Genomic DNA, 18,142 nt, shown 5'->3' on the forward strand with positions numbered 1-18,142 from the left:
CCACGGACACCCTTGCGTTAGGCTAACTGCTACTTCTGCCTTCGCAGTTCGGGACTTTCACCCTAGAGATTGCACCCATGCCGAGCACACCAAAACAAATCGGCTCCCAAACAGGAAGCCGATTTTCTTAATCATAAAAGTTCGTTCCATCTGTCACTTCTTTCACAATGCCAACACGAATGACGAAGTCGCCAAAACGTTCGCCATCGAAGCGTTCTTTCGCATAACGAGAAAGAAGCATACGAAGTTCTGATAAAATCTCTTTTTCCCCAATATTTTCACGATATAATTTTCCAAGGCGACTGCCGTCAAACGCTGCTCCGAGGTACATATTATATTTACCGACGGATTTGCCGATAAATGCAATTTCCCCAAGCACATGGCGTGCACAGCCGTTCGGACAGCCCGTCATACGAATTGTGATTTCTTCGTCGCGAAGCCCGTTTTCCTCCACAATTTCTTCGATTTTATCAAGCAGTTTTGGCAAATACCGCTCCGCCTCCGCCATCGCTAATCCACATGTTGGTAGCGCCACACAGGCAAGTGAGTTACGGCGAAGCGCACTATAATGTTTGCCATCGGTCAATTTGTATTGTTGAATGAGCGCATCAATTTCTTCTTTTTTCTCGCTTGGCACGTTCGCAATGACTAAGTTTTGATTAGCTGTTAAACGGAAGTCACCTGTATGCACTTTCGCAATTTCTCGCAAGCCTGTCATTAACGGATAATCATCCGTATCTTTCACCCGACCACCTTCGACAAATAACGTAAAATGCCACGTCCCGTTTACCCCTTCAACCCAGCCGTAGCGATCGCCATTATGTTCAAAATGATACGGACGCGCTTCTTCTAGCTCCCAACCAAGCCGACGCTCTAATTCTGCTTTGACAGCTTCAAGCCCTAGTCGGTCGATCGTATATTTAAAGCGGGCGTGTTTACGTACGGAGCGATTGCCATAATCGCGCTGAATCGTGACGACTTTTTCTGCCACATCAATGACTTGTTCTGGCTTACAAAAACCGATGACTTTCGCTAGCTGCGGATATGTCGTACGGTCGCCGTGCGTCATTCCCATCCCCCCACCGATCGCTACATTAAAACCAACGAGCTTTCCTCGTTCGACAATCGCAATAAACCCGAGGTCTTGCGAAAATACATCGACATCGTTTGACGGTGGGACGGCAATGCCGATTTTAAATTTCCGCGGCAAGTATAATGCTCCATAAATCGGCTCTTGCTCTACCTCTGGTGTACCAGCTACTTTTTCTTCATCCAACCAAATTTCATAATACGCCCTTGTTTGCGGCAATAAATGATCGCTTAACCTTTTCGCCCATTCATACACTTCCGCATGCACTTCTGACTGATACGGATTCGGATTGCACATAACGTTTCGGTTGACGTCGCCACATGCCGCCAACGTTGTGAGTAGGGCATCATTAATGGCTCGCAACGTTTTTTTCATATTCCATTTCAATACGCCATGAAACTGAAACGCTTGCCGTGTCGTAAGCTTCAATGTCCCGTTCGCATATGTTCGCGCCAACTCGTCCATCGCAAGCCATTGTTCTGGTGTCGCTACACCGCCTGGAGTGCGAACACGAATCATAAATTGATAGGCAGGCTCTAATTTTTGTTTTTGCCGCTCTGCTCTTACATCACGGTCATCTTGCAAATAGCTGCCATGAAATTTCATTAACCGATTATCATCTTCTGGAATGCCGGCGGTGATGCGATCTTCCATCGTTTCTTTCAATGTGCCGCGCAAATAGTTGCTTTCTTGTTTAATTCGCTCGACGTCGCTTGGCGGTCCATCTGGCGCGGTTAATAAAAATTTTTCCACAATGATCCCCCCCTAATATACGTCGCGTTGGTACCGTTTTTGTTTTTGCATCTCAGCTATATACGCTTCTGCTTGTTCGCTACTCATTTGTCCTTCTTTTTCGATAATATGAATAAGCGTCTGATGAACGTCGCGCGCCATACGCTGCTTATCACCGCAAACGTAAACAGCTGCTCCTTCTTCTAACCATCGGAACAACTCTTTCCTTTGTTCGAGCATCCGGTGTTGGACGTACACTTTTTCTTTTGTATCGCGCGAAAATGCGACGTCCATTTTCGTTAACACACCGTTTTTCAACCACGTTTGCCATTCCGTTTGATAAAGGAAATCGGTCACGAAATGTTGATCACCAAAAAATAGCCACGATTTCCCTTTCGCCCCCATCGCCTCCCGCTCTTGCAAAAAGCTGCGGAACGGCGCAACTCCCGTACCTGGTCCAATCATAATAATTGGCGTATTTGCATCTTTCGGCAGTTTAAAATTCGGATTGTGATGAACGAACACAGGAAGTTTGTCGCCGATTTGCAGGCGCTCCGCACAAAACGTCGAGCAAACGCCTTTTCGCAACCGTCCGTGCGCTTCGTAACGAACCGCACCAACGGTAATATGCACTTCCTCTGGATACGCTAATAAGCTGCTTGCGATCGAATAAAAGCGTGGCTGCAGCTTCCGCAAAGAAGACACAAACTGCTCTGGCGTCATCTCCCACGGGCCAAACTCGCGAAGGACATCGAGCACATCGCGCCCTTTCATATATTCTTTTCGCTTCACTTCTTGTTCAGCAGAAAGAAGCGCATGAAACGTTTGATTACGCGAAAATGAAGCAAATGCTTGCAATAGTTGCTCGGTTAACACCGTAATTTCTAAATGGGAGAGCAACGCTTCGCGTAACGGTTCCTCTTTTCCTTCAACAGAAACCGGTGTGTCTCGATTCCATTTCATTTCTTGAATAATGAGATCGACAAGTTCTGGGTCGTTTTTCGGAAAAACACCGAGCGCATCGCCTGGTTCAAATGCAAGCCCTGAACCTTCGAGCGATAATTCGATATGGCGCGTTTCTTTATTTGAACCGCGTCCATTTAAGTTGATGTTTTCTAATACTTCTGCTTGAAACGGACGCTTTCGTGAATAAAGCGCAGTTGGCTGTACTTGTGCAGAGGGCGTTGCTACGGAAACCGCTCCTTGCTTATTTAGCTCGTTTAGCACCCCTTCAAGCCATTTCGCTGCCGCTTCTTCGTAATCGACGTCACAATCGACGCGCTCGTATAACCGCTTGCCGCCTAGCTCTTCTAACCGTTTATCGAAATCTTTTCCCGTTTTGCAAAAATGCTCATACGACGTATCGCCGAGCGCCAATACCGAAAAACGAAGATGATTGAGCTTCGGTGCGCGCTTGCTGTGAAGAAATTCGTAAAACGATAACGCATTGTCCGGTGGCTCCCCTTCTCCGTAAGTGCTAACGACAATTAGTAGTGTATTGATTTTTTTCAAATCGTTTGGCTTCCAATCGAGCATCGAGGAAACAGTGACGTGAAACCCGCGATGTTTAAGTGCTTCTCCTGCTTTTTCTGCCAATTTTTGTGCGTTTCCTGTTTGTGACCCGTAAAGGACGGTCACTTCTTTCGATACAGGGGCTTCTTGTTGTACCGCTACACCGACCGACTCGGTGGCAGCTAAATAGCCGCTCAGCCAAAGCTTTTGCGCTGGCGTTAATGTCGGCCAAAGCCGGTTGAGCAGTTCAACTTGCTGTTCGCTAAATGGACTGTTTGTCACTTGAAATGGCAACCTTGTTCACCTCTTTTTCTACTATTCCTATAAATCAAGTATGTTTTATTTGACTTTACCGCAAAAAATAAAATTAGTAAAATAAATATAAATTATCAGAACTATTTATTTTTTTAATAATTAAGGGGCGATCGTCGTGTACGAAGAATTAAAAACATTTATTACTTTAGTCGAGGTGAAAAATTTCACAAAAACAGCAGACATTCTTCATTTATCCCAACCGAGTGTGAGCTTGCACATTAAAAATTTAGAAAAAGAATTTCAAACGAAACTGTTTATTCGGTCACCGAAAAAATTACAAATGACGCCAACGGGCGAATTGCTTTACGATCGGGCGAAAAAAATGATTGCCTTGTACGAGCAAACAAAACAAGACATTTTACAACATCACGATTGTGTGAAAGGGACATTAAAAATTGGAGCTAGTTTTACAATTGGAGAATACGTGCTACCTTCTTTTTTATTTGCCTTACAAAACGATTACCCAGACTTGCATCTCGAAGTCATCATCGGCAATACGAAAGAAATTGTAGAGCTCGTCCGCACGTATCAAACGGATATCGGTTTAATTGAGGGACAAACGAATGAAAAAGAGCTTACGGTATACCCGTTTATGCAAGATGAGCTAGTTATCGTTGCTCCGAACGACCATCCGCTCGTTTGCCAACAAGCCGTATCGATAAACGATCTACAAAATCAAATATGGATTACACGTGAATTAGGATCAGGCACACGTGAATATTTTCATCATTTCATTCGCTCAAACGGGATAAAAGTGAAATCGCTCATGATCATTAGCAGCAATCAAGGAATTAAAGAAACATTAATGCGTGGAAACGGATTAGCCTTTCTTTCACGCCATGTAATTGAGCGCGAATTAAAACAAGGTCATTTATCGATTGTCTGCTTAAATCATCCGCCTTTTTACCGAACGTTTTCTTATCTTTATGCACCAATCATGAAAAACAACAAACTTGTACATTTATTGATTGATTTACTCGAACAAAAAAGGATGTGACAAACAAGTTGCTTTGTCACATCCCGATCGCATAAGCTTTCTTCACAACTCATCTTCCTTTATTTTGTCTTTATACTTTCTCAAACCATAAACCTTACAGCCTAAACACATGAATAATCGAAATCAAATCTTGTACCAATTCTTCTTGGGACGACAAATTTTCGTTATTGACTACAATGATGGTACACCTAATTTATTCAAGAATTGTTCGAACCACTCATAGACAAATCGAACGAATCGGTCTTTATGCACAATCAGAATCGTCGAAACCTTTCCTTCCACAAATGCTTCCATCAACCGATTCTGATGTTTGGTAATTCTATGCGTTAAAACTATATGACTCTTTGCCATTCACCTGTTTCATCTTCATTATCGTTTATCCATCCAAAACATTTTAATGTAAAACCAGCTTGCTCGATTACTTCATGTGCCTTTGTGAGAAATTCCACCCCCAAACGAGTTGGGGTAAATTTTGTATAGATTGTAATACAAATTTCACGTCCAGCGGCTTGTGGATATGATTGGTGAATTTCCCCGCTCTCAACGAATGCTAGGTAACAATTGATTTTTTCCTGTAGTAAAAGCAGATGGTTTTCTTCATCTATCCAATCTAAATCATCAATAATCGAAAGTTCCACAGTTCCTGATTCTTTATCAATTCCAATGAAATCTATTTCCTTTGTGTTTTTTAGTGACATTTTTTACCTCCATCATTTTTTATATGTTTGACTTTTAAGTTCGGGGGGATGAGGTGCTTTCGGGCGTACGATCTCTACTTTAGTTGGTGGTAGTTGGGTTCCTCCTGTATAGGGTTCCTTTCCTTTCCCTACAACTATAGCCCCTGATTTTTCTATTTCAGGAAATGCTTGCTTTTGATTCTTGGTTAAAGGGGCTGTAGGCGAGGATTTGGCTTCTGTTATTTTCAATTGCCCAGTTTGTTTATCTTTTCCAATAAAATCAACCCTTGTCTTTACTCCACTCTCAGTTTTTATTGTTATTTGTTGCTTAAGTTCATTTTGTGTTTGAGAAAGTTTATTCTGAACATTTTTTTCGAATGCTACGCCATGAGCTTTATTGCTTTTTAAAACTTCAGCTTTTCCCATCCCCTGAGTAGCTTCAGGCGTCCTCTTAACAACTCTCCCCGAAATACCTTCACCCTGACTCATTCGCTGGTACAGTTCTTTTGCACTTTGGACAAAGTTGGAACCTCCCGTTGCCGTCAAAGTGGCTCCATGAGTGGCTCCCGCAGCAGCTATGGAAGTGGCTGGAACTCCAACAGCCACTCCTACTCCCGTGCTGCTAATCGCGATGCCACCTACTTCTAAGGTCATAAATCCGACCGTTTCGATCGTCCCAGCTAAAGTCGATACCGCATGTCCCGTCATTTGCCCCAATTCATAGCCAACAGGGTGTGGGCTGCTATAAGGACGGTGAACCATATTGTATGTCACATCCTGTAAAACGGCATCGCCCGCACCTCTCACAAACTCTATCGTGCTATCAACCGAGTGTTTGGAAAACTCGTGAATGGATTTTTCGATGGTTTTTCCTACTTGTCGAACCGTTCGTTCGGCGTTTTGTCCTGCATTGATTATACCATGAACCACCTGCTTCTTGGCATGCTCTGCTTTCTTTTCTAGTTGTCGGGCATTGCGTTCGATCGCTTTCTCCGTTTCTTTGATTTCTTGCTTTATTTTCTGTCCAATCATGTGAACCGTTTCGAACACCGCTTCCTTCCCATCGTGAACGACGTGCTTGATTGCTTGCTTCGTCTTCTTGCCCGACTCATGGAACGCTTCTTGTGCTTTCTGGCTAATATGTACTGTGTCTGTGTCTTTCGCTGCTTGTTTCACGATATGTTCCACTTTCTTTCCAACGTTTTGAATCGCTTTCTCCGCTTGTTTTACCTCATGAACAATGTGCTTTCCCATTTGTTCCGCTTTCTTTTCCGCTTGATGAAAGGCTTCCTTTGCCCGTTGGCTAATGTGTACCGTATCCTTTACGACGTGCTTTCCCACCGTCTCGACTTTCTTTTCTACTTGTTGAACAGCTTTTTGAACGGCCTTCTCTACTTTTCTGACGTCATTAGCGACATGCTTTACCGTCTGTTCTACCTTTTTCTCGATGAAATGTCCTAATTTACCTAATGAACCCCAAAAAGACATCTCCACCACTCCTTTGGCTCTGTCCTCTTATTTGAATAATGTTCGTTGCGAAGGCATGCTCGATGAAAAATACCACTCCTTTCCCATGCAATTGGATGATGATTGAATGATAAAAAAAAAAATATCAATTCTGTCAATATAAATTTCGGTATATCAACTAATATTTAACATAAAATAAGAGGTTGCCCGAAAAAAACTTTCTCGGACAACCTCCAATCATTTTTATAGCTTAATTGGAACAACCGCCTCCGCTTTTCTTTCTTGTCTAGCTACGGCTCCTATCCTGCTTCGGCTTTTCTTTCTATAACGCTTGGGCTGCTGTGATAAGCGAGAGTTTGTAAACGTCTTCGACGTTGCAGACGCGCGACGATGTTTTGAGCTTCTAGGCTTAGGAAGATAAAGACGTTCGCACGACCTTGAGTAACGGAGTCGGGCGCTTTCTTTTTCGCTACCGACGGCGCAAATGCTGCACCAAACCGAAATTAGCCGTCGATGACTAAGTTCGGTGCCGTTTCTTTTGCTAGGCGCACCGCTTCAATCACTTTTTCCGTCTCTTGCGATTCTGTCGAGCACTTCGTCGAAAAGCTTAACATCGCCACTCGCGAAGTGATGGCAAACATTTTCGCTGTATTAGCGCTTTCGAGCACCAAAAGGCACCCCTTATATTACCTTATATTGATTCAAGCAACTTCTTTTTATTTTGTTGTACTTTTTCTTCTAACATTTTCACTTTTTCTTTTAACGCTTGCATGTTGGCGTCATTCGCAGCCAATTTCTTTTCTAACGCACGAATTTCATTTTTCACCGCTTTTAATCGATTAGAAGTAGCAATAAGCTTCCCAAACCATTTATCTAACTCTTCTTGTTTTTCCGCTTCATCGTCTTCATCCGATTGCACGACAGTTGATTGTTCAGTCGTAGTCACAGTAACGCTATCTTGCGTTGTTACAGCCACGCTATCTTGTTCATTGACTACTTGTGTCGTTTCCTCTGTTGGTTGTGTTGTTTGTTCACTTTGTGTCGTTGGCTCCGCTTGTTGTTCGGTTGGTTTGCTAAGCATTTCAAGCGCTGTTGATATCTCATTCAAGCGCACTTCGATCTTGCTTAATTTTTTATTTAATTCTGCTAGTTTATTTGTAAACATTTTCTGTTTTGCTAATTCTTGTTTTTTCTTCGCTTCTTCTTTTTTCTGCTTAGCTAACTCCTGTTTTTTCTTGGCTTCTTCTTTTTTCACTACGAGATAGCTTTTCTGTACATGTTTGGCTCCATCATGTTTTGCGGCAAAAGTAGGCGAAGCAACAAGCATCGATGCTAGTAAAATTGGTAATCCTTTTTTAAACATTACCCTTTCCTCCATTTCATATGTATGTTGTTTTGGTAATGGCAGCTGGCTGGCATAGGTTCTCCCCTTAGCCCCTATAGCTTTGCGACGCTAAGTTTCCTTAGCTGTGCCTTTACTTTTATTATACTTCGCTTATTTTCATGTACATGAATCAAAAGTCCTTATTTTTCTAGTAAATATATGCGAAAATAAAGGAAGAAACGAGCGGAGATAGAAATGGTATGATAAAAAAGGGGGAACAGTTATGCTAGAAAGATGGTTGAAAGAATCTCCGTATACAGTCGTATTTACTGGAGCAGGAATGTCGACAGAAAGCGGGTTGCCTGATTTTCGTTCGGCAAATACAGGGCTTTGGCGTACGAAAAATCCACAGCAATTAGCGAGTACATATGCGCTACAACATAATCGCGAGGAATTTATCGCGTTCTACCAATATCGCATTCGCACGCTTCTTGAATGCCAGCCGCATATTGGGCATACGATTTTGGCCAATTGGCAAAAACGAGGGCTTATTCATCAAATTATTACGCAAAATGTCGATGGATTTCACCAACAAGCAGGCAGTACAAATGTCGTCGAATTGCACGGGACGTTGCGAACCGTCTATTGCTTGCGCTGTAAGCAAACGTACGATGCGAAACGATATGTAGATGAACAGTTTGAGTGCACATGCGGCGGCTTTTTGCGCCCTTCCGTCGTTTTATTTGGCGAATCGTTGCCGCATGATGCAATTGAACAAGCATGGACAGCAGCCGAACGAGCGGACTTATGGATTGTGCTCGGCTCTTCTTTACAAGTATCGCCAGCTAACGAGCTTCCTGTCATCGCCAAACGAAGCGGAGCAAAACTCGTTATCGTGAATATGGAACCGACACCATTCGATGATTGGGCAGATTTAATTATACACGGTCGTAAAATTGGGGAAGTGTTGAAGGAAATTGACGAATTTCTTTGATTGTGTCCCAAAATATGTTCTTTTGGGACACAATCATCGCTTATTCTTTATTTTCCAAAAACCATTCGTATATTGCTTTTGCCTCACGTTCGTCGACATCAACGACTTTTATGCGTATACCCGGCATGACTGTCGCGCGTACAGTACATAACCGAGCCCGTTGTTGTATACGAGTTTGTGACATCGTAAACGATTGAATACGATGTTTTAACATATATACCGTTTTGATCGTCAACCATCCACTTCTCAATGCTAGCTGTTCACTCTTAATCGTTACTCCCGCTCGTTTATAACTTCGATAGCCGACATGTACTGCGGGCAAAAGGAGAAGGAGCGTTTCAAATCGCTGAAAAAATACGATTGTGATGATCGGAATTAGCATAACCGTATAGAGCGATCTCAACATATAGCGCCAACGGGCACGTGCAGGTAACGATTGAAACGAATCGTGCAAATGATATTTAGGAAAGCAAGTAGCGATAAGCGATGCTACTTCATTTTTTCGAACGAGCGGAAATAACAGGAGGCTCCCATGTTTTCCGTCATCCAGTGAACCACCAGCGTGAATAAGATGAACAGAAACATAACCGAACAAGTAACGAATCGGACTTTCCTTCACTGCAATGGCTTGAACGCGCTCAATCGATGTAGAAATGCTCTTTTTTTGCAGCAATCCTGTTGTTATCGTTATCGTTTTGTTTTGTTTGACAACCGTAAAATTCATATAGTGAAAAAGATGACCGATCACAGACAACACGTAAGCGATCATAAGAACGACAAGTAAAAAGACAAGTGTAGAAGCTGTATCGTCAACACGAAAAAATATGTTTAGCCGTTCAAACGGAATGAAATCATCAAACTCAGAAAGAAATGCACCAATCGCTGCAATGACCCCAAAAACACCGCCACTTGTGATGGATAAAAACAATACGTCACGAAAACGAAGTGTAAATATGGTATGCGTCTTATCTTCCATTTCTATAAACATGTTTTCTCGTTTTTGGTGATGCACCGCTCGCTCTATTTGCTTTGCTTCTTCTATGGAAACCGCTGAAAGTATTACTTCTGGCTCATCAATTTGCCTGCCAGCTGTTTCAATATGTACTTGTACAACACCTACTAATCGCTGGAGCAAACCTAGCGACTGAGAAATTCCTTGAATACGATCAAATGGAATGTATCGTTTCTTTTGTACAAATATCCCTTGTTCAATATACATGTTGTGCTCTTCTAAACGATATGTAAATCGGCGCCATGACATATATCCAGCAAACATAGCGTATAAAAGAAATAAAAACAACGGTGACCAATCAACAAAAGGGTCTCCTGTTTTTTCTTTTATCGCAATAAGTAAGGCAAGGGCAAGAAAAGGTCCTTGTTTCAACCGCTTCACCGTGTAAATGACAATCGCAATCGGATGTAACCGTTTCGTCTCATGCGTCATAGTCATCTTCCTTTACTAAAGAAGAAATGTAATCACGCAACGTTTCTGCTTCCTGTTCATCGAGAAACGGAATTTCATGTGCTGTTGCCGCTGTATAAATGTAAATGGAAGCAAGTTTATATTTTCTCGCTAACGGGCCTTGCTTTGCATCGACATGTTGAACGCGACGAAGCGGAATAAGGGTACGCTTTCGAATCCATACTCCGTGCTCGAGTTCAATTTCTCGATCGCGAATCATATATCGCCAACGCTCCCATTTCCATCGTGGAACGAAAAAAACGAATAAAATAGCGTCTACGATCCATAAAAAAACTAACACCCAAACAACCCATGTTGGAACAAAAAAATGAACAATCACGTACAAAAGCAAAAAAATCATTAAACGAATGGCCTCATATATCCGCCATACAGACACAGCCCGTTCAGAAAGTTTGTTTTTCATCTTTCACATCCTCTCTTTTAACAGGTTTATCATATATAACTTTACAACATTTTTATCATATGTTAAATTGTTTTTAAAGTTCATAATTTTTCATCTACTAGGGGAGTCCAATAGCTTGGACTGAGAGAGGAACGCGTAAAAGTTCTTTGACCCTTTGAACCTGATCTGGGTGATGCCAGCGTAGGGAAGTAGATGGCGCGAGTGTTCTTTACTTGTGCTATTTGCGGACAAAATCAGGTTCTCGTTATGGAGCCTGATTTTTTTTACGTATTGGCGTTGCTCCAAATAAAAAATGAAAAGGAGCGATTAAAAATGAAAGACTTATTTTCATCAATGCCATTTCCCTCGAGTAAAAAAGTGTATGTGCTCGGAACGCGTGAAGATGTTCGTGTGCCAATGCGAGAAATTCAACTTTCTCCAACCAAAACAGGTACAACGATACTAGAAAATGAGCCTATTCGAGTCTATGACACGAGTGGACCATATACTGACCCACTTTTCGAACCGAATATTGATAAAGGATTGCCAAAATTAAGAGAAAAATGGATAACGGAGCGTGGCGATGTAGAAGAATATAGCCCTTCATTAGCTAGAACAAACATTCCTTTTTCACCTAGACGTTTTCGTGCGAAAAAAGGGAAAGTTGTGACCCAAATGCATTATGCAAAACGAGGAATCATTACACCTGAAATGGAGTTTGTTGCTATTCGCGAACAGATGGATCCAGAGTTTGTTCGACAGGAAGTGGCAGCAGGAAGAGCAATTATCCCAGCTAATATCAATCACCCTGAGAGTGAACCAATGATTATCGGAAACAAGTTTCATGTAAAAATTAATGCGAATATTGGAAACTCTTCTGTTACATCCTCGATGGATGAAGAAGTTGAAAAAATGCTTTGGGCTGTTCGTTGGGGTGCCGATACAGTCATGGACTTATCGACAGGAAAACATATACATGAGACGCGAGAATATATTATTCGAAACTCCCCTGTGCCGATTGGAACTGTACCTATTTACCAGGCGTTAGAGAAAGTGAACGGTATTGTCGAAAACTTATCATGGGACATTTACCGAGAAACATTAATTGAACAAGCGGAACAAGGCGTAGACTATTTTACTATTCATGCAGGTGTCTTACTTCGCTATATCCCACTAACAGTCAACCGAACAACTGGTATTGTCTCTCGGGGTGGCTCAATTATGGCACAATGGTGTTTAGCACAACATGAAGAAAACTTTTTATACACCCACTTCGAAGAAATTTGCGAAATTTTAAAAACTTACGATATTGCTATTTCACTTGGGGATGGATTACGTCCAGGCTCAATTGCAGACGCAAACGATGAAGCGCAATTCGCCGAGTTACAAACACTTGGGGAGTTGACAAAAATCGCTTGGGAACATGATGTCCAAGTGATGATCGAAGGTCCAGGGCATATTCCAATGCATAAAATTAAAGAAAATGTCGATAAACAAATTGAAATTTGTCACGGGGCACCTTTTTATACGCTAGGTCCTATCACTACCGACATTGCACCAGGTTACGACCATATCACCTCAGCTATCGGTGCAGCGCTTATCGGCTGGCACGGTACGGCCATGCTTTGCTATGTGACACCAAAAGAACATCTCGGCCTACCGAATAAAGAAGACGTCCGCCAAGGAGTCATCGCCTACAAAATTGCTGCCCACGCTGCTGACTTAGCAAAAGGACACCCTGGCGCACAAACGCGTGATGATGCATTATCAAAGGCGAGATTTGAGTTCCGTTGGCAAGATCAATTCAACTTGTCACTAGATCCTGAGCGCGCACGTGAATATCACGATGAAACGCTACCGGCCGAAGGAGCAAAGCTTGCTCATTTTTGTTCGATGTGCGGTCCAAAATTTTGTTCAATGAATATTTCTCATGAATTACAAAAAACACTACAAAGCGAAGGAATGAAAGAAAAGGCAAAACAATTTGTTGAATATACAAACATCATGCAAGCTGAGAGATAGCGCTCAGCTTGCATTTTTATTACAAAAAACGTTATTTAAGTCATATTCGTTGACATTCCATTTACTGTAGCTTAAATTAAATTAGAAAATATTGGATATAATCAACTTTTTTCAATGAAACTTCTCTAACGTTTCCCCAACAAACATATCATATTTCACCAAATCGACACATATTTTTATATCAGACTTGGTCACTTATTTTTATTTGAAAACGGATACAAAAGGAGGAGTTTACATGATTTACGCCCAACCGGGACAACCTGGTTCACTCATTACATTCAAAAAGAGATATGAAAATTTCATCGGTGGGGAATGGGTCCCACCAATAGATGGGGAATATTTTGAAAACATTTCACCTGTTACTGGACAAGTATATTGCGAGGTCCCTCGTTCAAAAGCTGCCGATATTGAATTGGCACTCGACGCAGCTCATGCAGCGAAAGAAGCATGGGGACGTACATCTGTTGCCGAGCGAGCACGCCTGTTAAACAAAATCGCAGACCGAATGGAAGAAAACTTAGACATGCTTGCCGTGGCGGAAACGTGGGAAAATGGAAAGCCCATTCGTGAAACACGTGCGGCTGACATTCCTCTAGCTATTGATCATTTCCGCTATTTTGCCGGCTGCATTCGCGCTGAGGAAGGCACGTTGGCAGAGCTTGACGCGGATACCGTCGCTTATCATTTTAAAGAGCCGCTCGGAGTTGTCGGACAAATTATTCCGTGGAATTTCCCGATTTTAATGGCAGCTTGGAAACTTGCACCTGCTTTAGCTGCTGGCAACTGCGTTGTACTCAAGCCAGCCGAACAAACACCAACATCAATTCTCGTGCTGATCGAGCTCATCCAAGACTTACTACCAAAAGGCGTTGTCAACGTCGTCAACGGATTTGGTCTTGAAGCTGGCAAACCGCTCGCTTCTAACCCGCGCATCGCAAAAATTGCCTTTACCGGCGAAACGACGACAGGACGTCTCATTATGCAATATGCATCTCAAAATTTAATTCCGGTCACACTTGAACTTGGCGGAAAATCACCAAACATTTTCTTCGCAGATGTCGCTGCGAAAGATGACGAATTTTTTGATAAAGCGCTTGAAGGATTTACGATGTTCGCTTTAAATCAAGGAGAAGTGTGTACATGCCCTTCACGTGCATTAATCGAAGAATCCATTTACGACGTATTTATGGAACGAGCATTAGAACGAGTCAAACAAATTAAACAAGGCAATCCGCTCGATACGAGCACAATGATTGGCGCCCAAGCTTCATCCGAACAGCTAGAGAAAATTTTGTCATACATTGACATCGGCAAACAAGAAGGCGCTGAACTTCTCATTGGTGGCGAACGCAATATGTTAGAAGGAGATTTACAAGGCGGCTATTATGTGAAACCGACTGTCTTCAAGGGACATAATCGGATGCGCATTTTCCAAGAGGAAATTTTCGGCCCAGTAGTGTCTGTCACGACATTTAAAGATCAAGAAGAAGCGTTGTCCATCGCAAATGATACATTATACGGACTAGGTGCCGGGGTGTGGACGCGCGATATGAATACAGCCTATCGCTTTGGTCGGGGCATTCAAGCTGGACGCGTGTGGACAAATTGCTATCACGCTTATCCGGCCCATGCAGCGTTTGGCGGATATAAAATGTCAGGAATCGGTCGCGAAACGCACAAAATGATGCTCGATCATTACCAACAAACGAAAAACTTGCTTGTTAGCTATTCGCCGAAAAAACTTGGATTTTTCTAATCATTCAGGCAGCGTCTCAAAAGCGCTGCCTTTTTTGAAAGGATGATGCACATGCAACCGAAAGTGATCGCGACCGATGCTGCACTGCAACTTATTGAACAATTAAAAGCAAAGTACGGTCCGCTTATGTTTCATCAATCGGGCGGCTGTTGCGATGGAAGTTCACCAATGTGCTATCCACAAGGGGAGTTTATCATCGGACAGTCAGACGTGTTGCTTGGGGAAATCGGAGGATGCCCATTTTATATGCACGCTGCTCAATACGAATATTGGAAACATACACAACTCATTATTGATGTTGTACCTGGTCGCGGCGGTATGTTTTCACTTGAAGGATCCGAAGGGGTGCGTTTTTTAACAAGATCAAAAATGTTTGATTCATACGATGAGCTGCTTTGAGGCAGCTCATTTTGCATTTATAGGCATTATTTTTTACCTGAACACCGAAATAATGAATGACTATTCATTTTTGTTTGATATAATAAAAATAAGGGGAGGAAGCACTTCACATGTTATTAAAGAAAAAATTCGAACAAGAAACTGTTTCTGGAGTACATATCGCCAAAGGCACGCTAACATTTCAAGGGGTACGATTAACGGTGCATTGTTTTGCTATCGACGGAGTATTGATTGATACAGGAGCAGCATCGTTAGCAAGTGAATTTACAAACTTTTTCAAATCATTAGACATCGATCAAGTGGTAATTACCCACTTTCACGAAGACCATACAGGGTGTGCAGCGTTTTTACAAAACGAAAGACAACTACCAATTTATATGAGTGAGATCATGATTGAGTATTGTAATAAACAAGCAGATTATCCAATGTATCGCAAGTTTTTTTGGGGAAGGCGCCCTCCTTTCCAAGCTAAGCCGATTGGAAAAACGTTTTCTACACGCCGTGCGATATGGGATGTCATTCATACACCAGGTCATGCTGTTGACCATCTCGCATTTCTTAATCGCGAAACAGGACAACTTTTTACAGGAGACTTATACTGCCTCGAAAAAACAAAAGTCATCTTGCGCGAAGAAAGCATTTCTACCTTGATTGACTCATTAAAAAAAGTATTAACGTACGATTTTAACGAAATGTTTTGCGCCCACGCGGGTTATGTAAAAGACGGGCGCACCGCCTTACAACGAAAGCTTCATTATTTACAAGAGCTTCAAGGAAAAATTATTGATTTGTATGAAAAAGGAGCGACATTAAAACAAATACAATCTGCCCTTTTTCCAAAGAAATATCCAATCACCTTTCTTTCCCTAGGCGAATGGAGCTCTTTCCATATCGTTCGTTCGGTGATTGAAGAACATTATATGAAAAAAATTAGCGAACAGTGACGATTACTGTTCGCTAATTTGCCTTATCCTAATCGCCATCATCGTTGTTTGTGGAATTTTTTCTTTCACCTGCTTTAACGTCGCAACGATGAGAAAGCTTACAATAACTAATAAAAACCACGAACTTACTTTTCCAAGATGAACAAAACTCCATGTATCCACTTGGTTCGGGTATTGCCAAGCGCCAAAAAACGTGGCAATATTTTCGGCGATCCATATGAAAAATCCGATAAGTAAAAAAGAAAGGACGAGCGGCATACGGTAACGCGTGCCGTTTACCTCGTATGTGACCGATGACGCCCAAAAGACGATGATGACAAGTCCAATTAACCACCACCGAACGTCAATCCAATAATGATGGGTGAAAAAATTCAAATAAATCGCTGCAGCTAGCGGAACAACGAGCGAAAGCGGCGGCCATTTGACGAGCTCCACCTTTAACCGTCGCCACGCTTGGCAAAGATAGCTAGCCACACTTGCATACATAAAGCCGCTATATAAAGGCACACCGAAAATTTTAGCATACCCTTCTTCTGGATAAGCCCAAGACCCCATATGCACTTTAAACAGTTCAAGCGCAAGCCCAATAAGGTGAAACAACGTAATCACTTTTAGTTCATCTCGCGTTTCTAGTCCCACACGCACCATCCACCATTGCATGAAAAGGCAAATGATAAGTAGCCAATCATAACGTGGCAAGAAAGGGAGCGGCACCATTTTTGTCACCGCTAACGAGGCAAAAATGACAACCGGAAACAAACAAGATAACGCTTGTTGCCAGCCAAAATGAACGAGTTGAATCAATGATCTCATCGCTTTTGCCTCCGATTACATTTCGTCATCACTTCGATATTCTAAAATATCTCCAGGTTGACACTGTAACGCTTTGCAAATCGCATCTAACGTCGATAACCGAATCGCTTTTGCTTTGCCGTTTTTTAAAATCGATAAATTCGCCATCGTAATTCCTACTTTTTCTGACAACTCAGTCACACTCATTTTCCGCTTCGCCAGCATAACATCTAAATTAACAATAATCGCCATGTGATTCACCTCAAATCGTTAAGTCATTTTCCGATTTGATCTCGATAGCCTTTTGTAAAAGCTTTTGTAGCACCGCTGCAAACAAAGCAACGACTAACGCTCCAAAAACTACCATTAATCCAATAATGATAATTCCTGGGGCATCGTCTAAATCGGCGGTGAGATAAAAGAACGGCATGCCTGCGATATACAATAAACTAATGACAGCGGCACAATGTTTTATATACTTTAGCGCTTTTACAGATACATCGGAAAACGCTTCGTTTTTATCAATATAAGTCAACATGTTGAACGCTTGATACAACGCAAAGAAAAACGGAATAGCGGTAACATAAAAAAAGATAACGATTGGATAGCGCAAATACGCTAATTCCGGTAACCACTCCGCATAAAAGTTAGGAAACTTAGGCAAGACAAATACACATAACATAGCAACAGGAGCGCCGATTATAAAAATAGCGATTTTTAAAAAAAGTGTTTCTCGCTTCACAACAAGCACCTCACTTCCATGATTTCCATTTCATTTTAATACATTATTTATCGTTTTACAATAAATAATTATTGTTTTAATTTATTTTTTTATTTTAAAACAAAAAAAGCACTTCTCTTTTTTGAGAAATGCTTATTTCTGTTACTTTCGCCAAAAAGTTGTGCAATCTGCTTTCTCTTGAATATTAAATTCAATGATTTTCTCTAGCAATTCATAATTGACCGGTTCATTCCACGGAATTCGAAACAATCCTTTTGTCGCGCTATAGCCAGCTTGAGCGATTTCATCGGCAAAGCGCGTCATGCATGCTTCTTCAGGTGACACACTTAAATGATGCTTTGCTGTGGAAAAACCGATAATAAATGTGCCATGGTCGGTAAACATAGGTGTATTCCATTTGATTTGTGGTTTTAACTGTGGAAATGTATCACAAACCCACCGTAAAATTTCCTCTGTTCGATTGCGGTGGTCAACGTTTTCGATCCTTGCTAAATATTGTTCAAAAACTTCCATA

General features: G+C 41.9%; 17 protein-coding genes, 2 pseudogenes and 2 riboswitches. Of the genes and pseudogenes, 6 read left to right on the plus strand and 13 right to left on the minus strand.

The window, feature by feature from the left end:
• Positions 1-127: 127 nt before the first annotated feature.
• Positions 128-1,846 carry an assimilatory sulfite reductase (NADPH) hemoprotein subunit gene (cysI, locus tag HNQ82_RS02365; RefSeq protein WP_183247310.1) on the minus strand — a complete coding sequence of 573 codons (1,719 nt, stop codon included), beginning with the start codon at positions 1,844-1,846 and terminating at the stop codon, positions 128-130.
• A gap of 9 nt (positions 1,847-1,855) precedes the next feature.
• Positions 1,856-3,628 (minus strand): assimilatory sulfite reductase (NADPH) flavoprotein subunit, encoded by a 1,773-nt coding sequence (locus HNQ82_RS02370; RefSeq protein WP_183246860.1) that lies wholly within the window; start codon positions 3,626-3,628, stop codon positions 1,856-1,858.
• A gap of 136 nt (positions 3,629-3,764) precedes the next feature.
• On the opposite strand from HNQ82_RS02370, the gene HNQ82_RS02375 reads away from it, so the two are divergent.
• Positions 3,765-4,646: a LysR substrate-binding domain-containing protein gene (locus HNQ82_RS02375; protein ID WP_183246862.1), complete on the plus strand. Its 882-nt coding sequence runs from the start codon at positions 3,765-3,767 to the stop codon at positions 4,644-4,646.
• Positions 4,647-4,688: 42 nt separating this feature from the next.
• Here HNQ82_RS02375 and HNQ82_RS14780 read toward each other — a convergent pair.
• The 5 genes and pseudogenes from HNQ82_RS14780 to HNQ82_RS02395 form a co-directional block, all read right to left on the minus strand.
• Positions 4,689-4,958: pseudogene (locus HNQ82_RS14780) on the minus strand (IS607 family transposase); the annotation flags it as partial.
• Between the two features lie 20 nt (positions 4,959-4,978).
• The gene (locus HNQ82_RS02380) at positions 4,979-5,344 is read right to left on the minus strand and encodes a DUF6572 domain-containing protein (RefSeq protein ID WP_183246864.1); all 366 of its coding nucleotides are present in this window, start codon (positions 5,342-5,344) and stop codon (positions 4,979-4,981) included.
• A 12-nt stretch (positions 5,345-5,356) separates the two neighbouring features.
• Positions 5,357-6,811, minus strand: a complete 1,455-nt coding sequence (locus HNQ82_RS02385) for a hypothetical protein (RefSeq protein WP_183246865.1) — start codon at positions 6,809-6,811, stop codon at positions 5,357-5,359.
• 301 nt (positions 6,812-7,112) lie between these two features.
• Positions 7,113-7,461, minus strand: a pseudogene (locus tag HNQ82_RS02390) (phosphate acyltransferase); the annotation flags it as partial.
• 20 nt (positions 7,462-7,481) lie between these two features.
• Positions 7,482-8,153 carry a hypothetical protein gene (locus HNQ82_RS02395; RefSeq protein ID WP_183246867.1) on the minus strand — a complete coding sequence of 224 codons (672 nt, stop codon included), beginning with the start codon at positions 8,151-8,153 and terminating at the stop codon, positions 7,482-7,484.
• 37 nt (positions 8,154-8,190) lie between these two features.
• Positions 8,191-8,274, minus strand: a riboswitch (cyclic di-GMP riboswitch).
• Between the two features lie 123 nt (positions 8,275-8,397).
• Here HNQ82_RS02395 and HNQ82_RS02400 point away from each other — a divergent pair.
• Positions 8,398-9,108, plus strand: a complete 711-nt coding sequence (locus tag HNQ82_RS02400) for an NAD-dependent deacylase (protein WP_183246868.1) — start codon at positions 8,398-8,400, stop codon at positions 9,106-9,108.
• A 40-nt stretch (positions 9,109-9,148) separates the two neighbouring features.
• Here HNQ82_RS02400 and HNQ82_RS02405 read toward each other — a convergent pair whose 3' ends face one another.
• Together HNQ82_RS02405 and HNQ82_RS02410 are read right to left on the minus strand one after the other, a co-directional pair.
• Positions 9,149-10,552 (minus strand): PH domain-containing protein, encoded by a 1,404-nt coding sequence (locus HNQ82_RS02405; protein WP_183246877.1) that lies wholly within the window; start codon positions 10,550-10,552, stop codon positions 9,149-9,151.
• Positions 10,542-10,994 (minus strand): PH domain-containing protein, encoded by a 453-nt coding sequence (locus HNQ82_RS02410; protein WP_183246879.1) that lies wholly within the window; start codon positions 10,992-10,994, stop codon positions 10,542-10,544. Before HNQ82_RS02410 ends, HNQ82_RS02405 begins: the two co-directional genes overlap by 11 nt.
• An 89-nt stretch (positions 10,995-11,083) precedes the next feature.
• Positions 11,084-11,198, plus strand: a riboswitch (TPP riboswitch).
• A gap of 108 nt (positions 11,199-11,306) precedes the next feature.
• On the opposite strand from HNQ82_RS02410, the gene thiC reads away from it, so the two are divergent.
• From thiC to HNQ82_RS02430, 4 genes are all read left to right on the plus strand, one after another.
• Positions 11,307-12,995: a phosphomethylpyrimidine synthase ThiC gene (gene thiC, locus HNQ82_RS02415; protein ID WP_183246882.1), complete on the plus strand. Its 1,689-nt coding sequence runs from the start codon at positions 11,307-11,309 to the stop codon at positions 12,993-12,995.
• A gap of 235 nt (positions 12,996-13,230) precedes the next feature.
• A complete protein-coding gene (gene adh, locus HNQ82_RS02420; RefSeq protein ID WP_183246884.1) occupies positions 13,231-14,751 on the plus strand; it encodes an aldehyde dehydrogenase in 1,521 nt (506 codons plus the stop codon).
• Between the two features lie 45 nt (positions 14,752-14,796).
• A complete protein-coding gene (locus HNQ82_RS02425) occupies positions 14,797-15,150 on the plus strand; it encodes a DUF779 domain-containing protein (protein ID WP_183246886.1) in 354 nt (117 codons plus the stop codon).
• 110 nt (positions 15,151-15,260) lie between these two features.
• Positions 15,261-16,094 (plus strand): MBL fold metallo-hydrolase, encoded by an 834-nt coding sequence (locus HNQ82_RS02430; protein WP_183246888.1) that lies wholly within the window; start codon positions 15,261-15,263, stop codon positions 16,092-16,094.
• A 3-nt stretch (positions 16,095-16,097) separates the two neighbouring features.
• On the opposite strand, the gene HNQ82_RS02435 is transcribed toward HNQ82_RS02430, so the two are convergent.
• The 4 genes from HNQ82_RS02435 to HNQ82_RS02450 all read right to left on the minus strand — a co-directional run bounded on the left by HNQ82_RS02435 (position 16,098) and on the right by HNQ82_RS02450 (position 18,141).
• On the minus strand, positions 16,098-16,907 hold the full coding sequence (locus HNQ82_RS02435) for a DUF817 domain-containing protein (protein WP_183246890.1): 810 nt from the start codon (positions 16,905-16,907) through the stop codon (positions 16,098-16,100).
• Between the two features lie 15 nt (positions 16,908-16,922).
• Positions 16,923-17,138: a helix-turn-helix domain-containing protein gene (locus tag HNQ82_RS02440; RefSeq protein WP_043967042.1), complete on the minus strand. Its 216-nt coding sequence runs from the start codon at positions 17,136-17,138 to the stop codon at positions 16,923-16,925.
• A gap of 10 nt (positions 17,139-17,148) precedes the next feature.
• Complete coding sequence (locus HNQ82_RS02445) at positions 17,149-17,568, minus strand: DUF2975 domain-containing protein (RefSeq protein WP_221261006.1); 420 nt, start codon at positions 17,566-17,568, stop codon at positions 17,149-17,151.
• Positions 17,569-17,769: 201 nt separating this feature from the next.
• Entirely contained in the window at positions 17,770-18,141 is a 372-nt protein-coding gene (locus tag HNQ82_RS02450) for an iron chaperone (RefSeq protein ID WP_183246894.1), read from the minus strand.
• Between the last annotated feature and the right edge of the window lies 1 nt (position 18,142).

Source organism: Anoxybacillus tengchongensis, from assembly GCF_014201585.1.
Classification (GTDB): domain Bacteria; phylum Bacillota; class Bacilli; order Bacillales; family Anoxybacillaceae; genus Anoxybacillus; species Anoxybacillus tengchongensis.

Bases quoted from the DNA above. Each gene is read 5' to 3' on its own strand.
- HNQ82_RS02410 (WP_183246879.1), bottom strand. From the start codon at position 10,994: ATGAAAAACAAACTTTCTGAACGGGCTGTGTCTGTATGGCGGATATAT.
- HNQ82_RS02430 (WP_183246888.1), top strand. From the start codon at position 15,261: ATGTTATTAAAGAAAAAATTCGAACAAGAAACTGTTTCTGGAGTACAT.
- HNQ82_RS02440 (WP_043967042.1), bottom strand. From the start codon at position 17,138: ATGGCGATTATTGTTAATTTAGATGTTATGCTGGCGAAGCGGAAAATG.
- HNQ82_RS02445 (WP_221261006.1), bottom strand. From the start codon at position 17,568: ATGTTATGTGTATTTGTCTTGCCTAAGTTTCCTAACTTTTATGCGGAG.
- HNQ82_RS02385 (WP_183246865.1), bottom strand. From the start codon at position 6,811: ATGTCTTTTTGGGGTTCATTAGGTAAATTAGGACATTTCATCGAGAAA.
- HNQ82_RS02395 (WP_183246867.1), bottom strand. From the start codon at position 8,153: ATGTTTAAAAAAGGATTACCAATTTTACTAGCATCGATGCTTGTTGCT.
- HNQ82_RS02405 (WP_183246877.1), bottom strand. From the start codon at position 10,552: ATGACGCATGAGACGAAACGGTTACATCCGATTGCGATTGTCATTTAC.
- adh (WP_183246884.1), top strand. From the start codon at position 13,231: ATGATTTACGCCCAACCGGGACAACCTGGTTCACTCATTACATTCAAA.
- HNQ82_RS02450 (WP_183246894.1), bottom strand. From the start codon at position 18,141: ATGGAAGTTTTTGAACAATATTTAGCAAGGATCGAAAACGTTGACCAC.
- HNQ82_RS02400 (WP_183246868.1), top strand. From the start codon at position 8,398: ATGCTAGAAAGATGGTTGAAAGAATCTCCGTATACAGTCGTATTTACT.
- HNQ82_RS02435 (WP_183246890.1), bottom strand. From the start codon at position 16,907: ATGAGATCATTGATTCAACTCGTTCATTTTGGCTGGCAACAAGCGTTA.
- HNQ82_RS02425 (WP_183246886.1), top strand. From the start codon at position 14,797: ATGCACATGCAACCGAAAGTGATCGCGACCGATGCTGCACTGCAACTT.
- HNQ82_RS02380 (WP_183246864.1), bottom strand. From the start codon at position 5,344: ATGTCACTAAAAAACACAAAGGAAATAGATTTCATTGGAATTGATAAA.
- thiC (WP_183246882.1), top strand. From the start codon at position 11,307: ATGAAAGACTTATTTTCATCAATGCCATTTCCCTCGAGTAAAAAAGTG.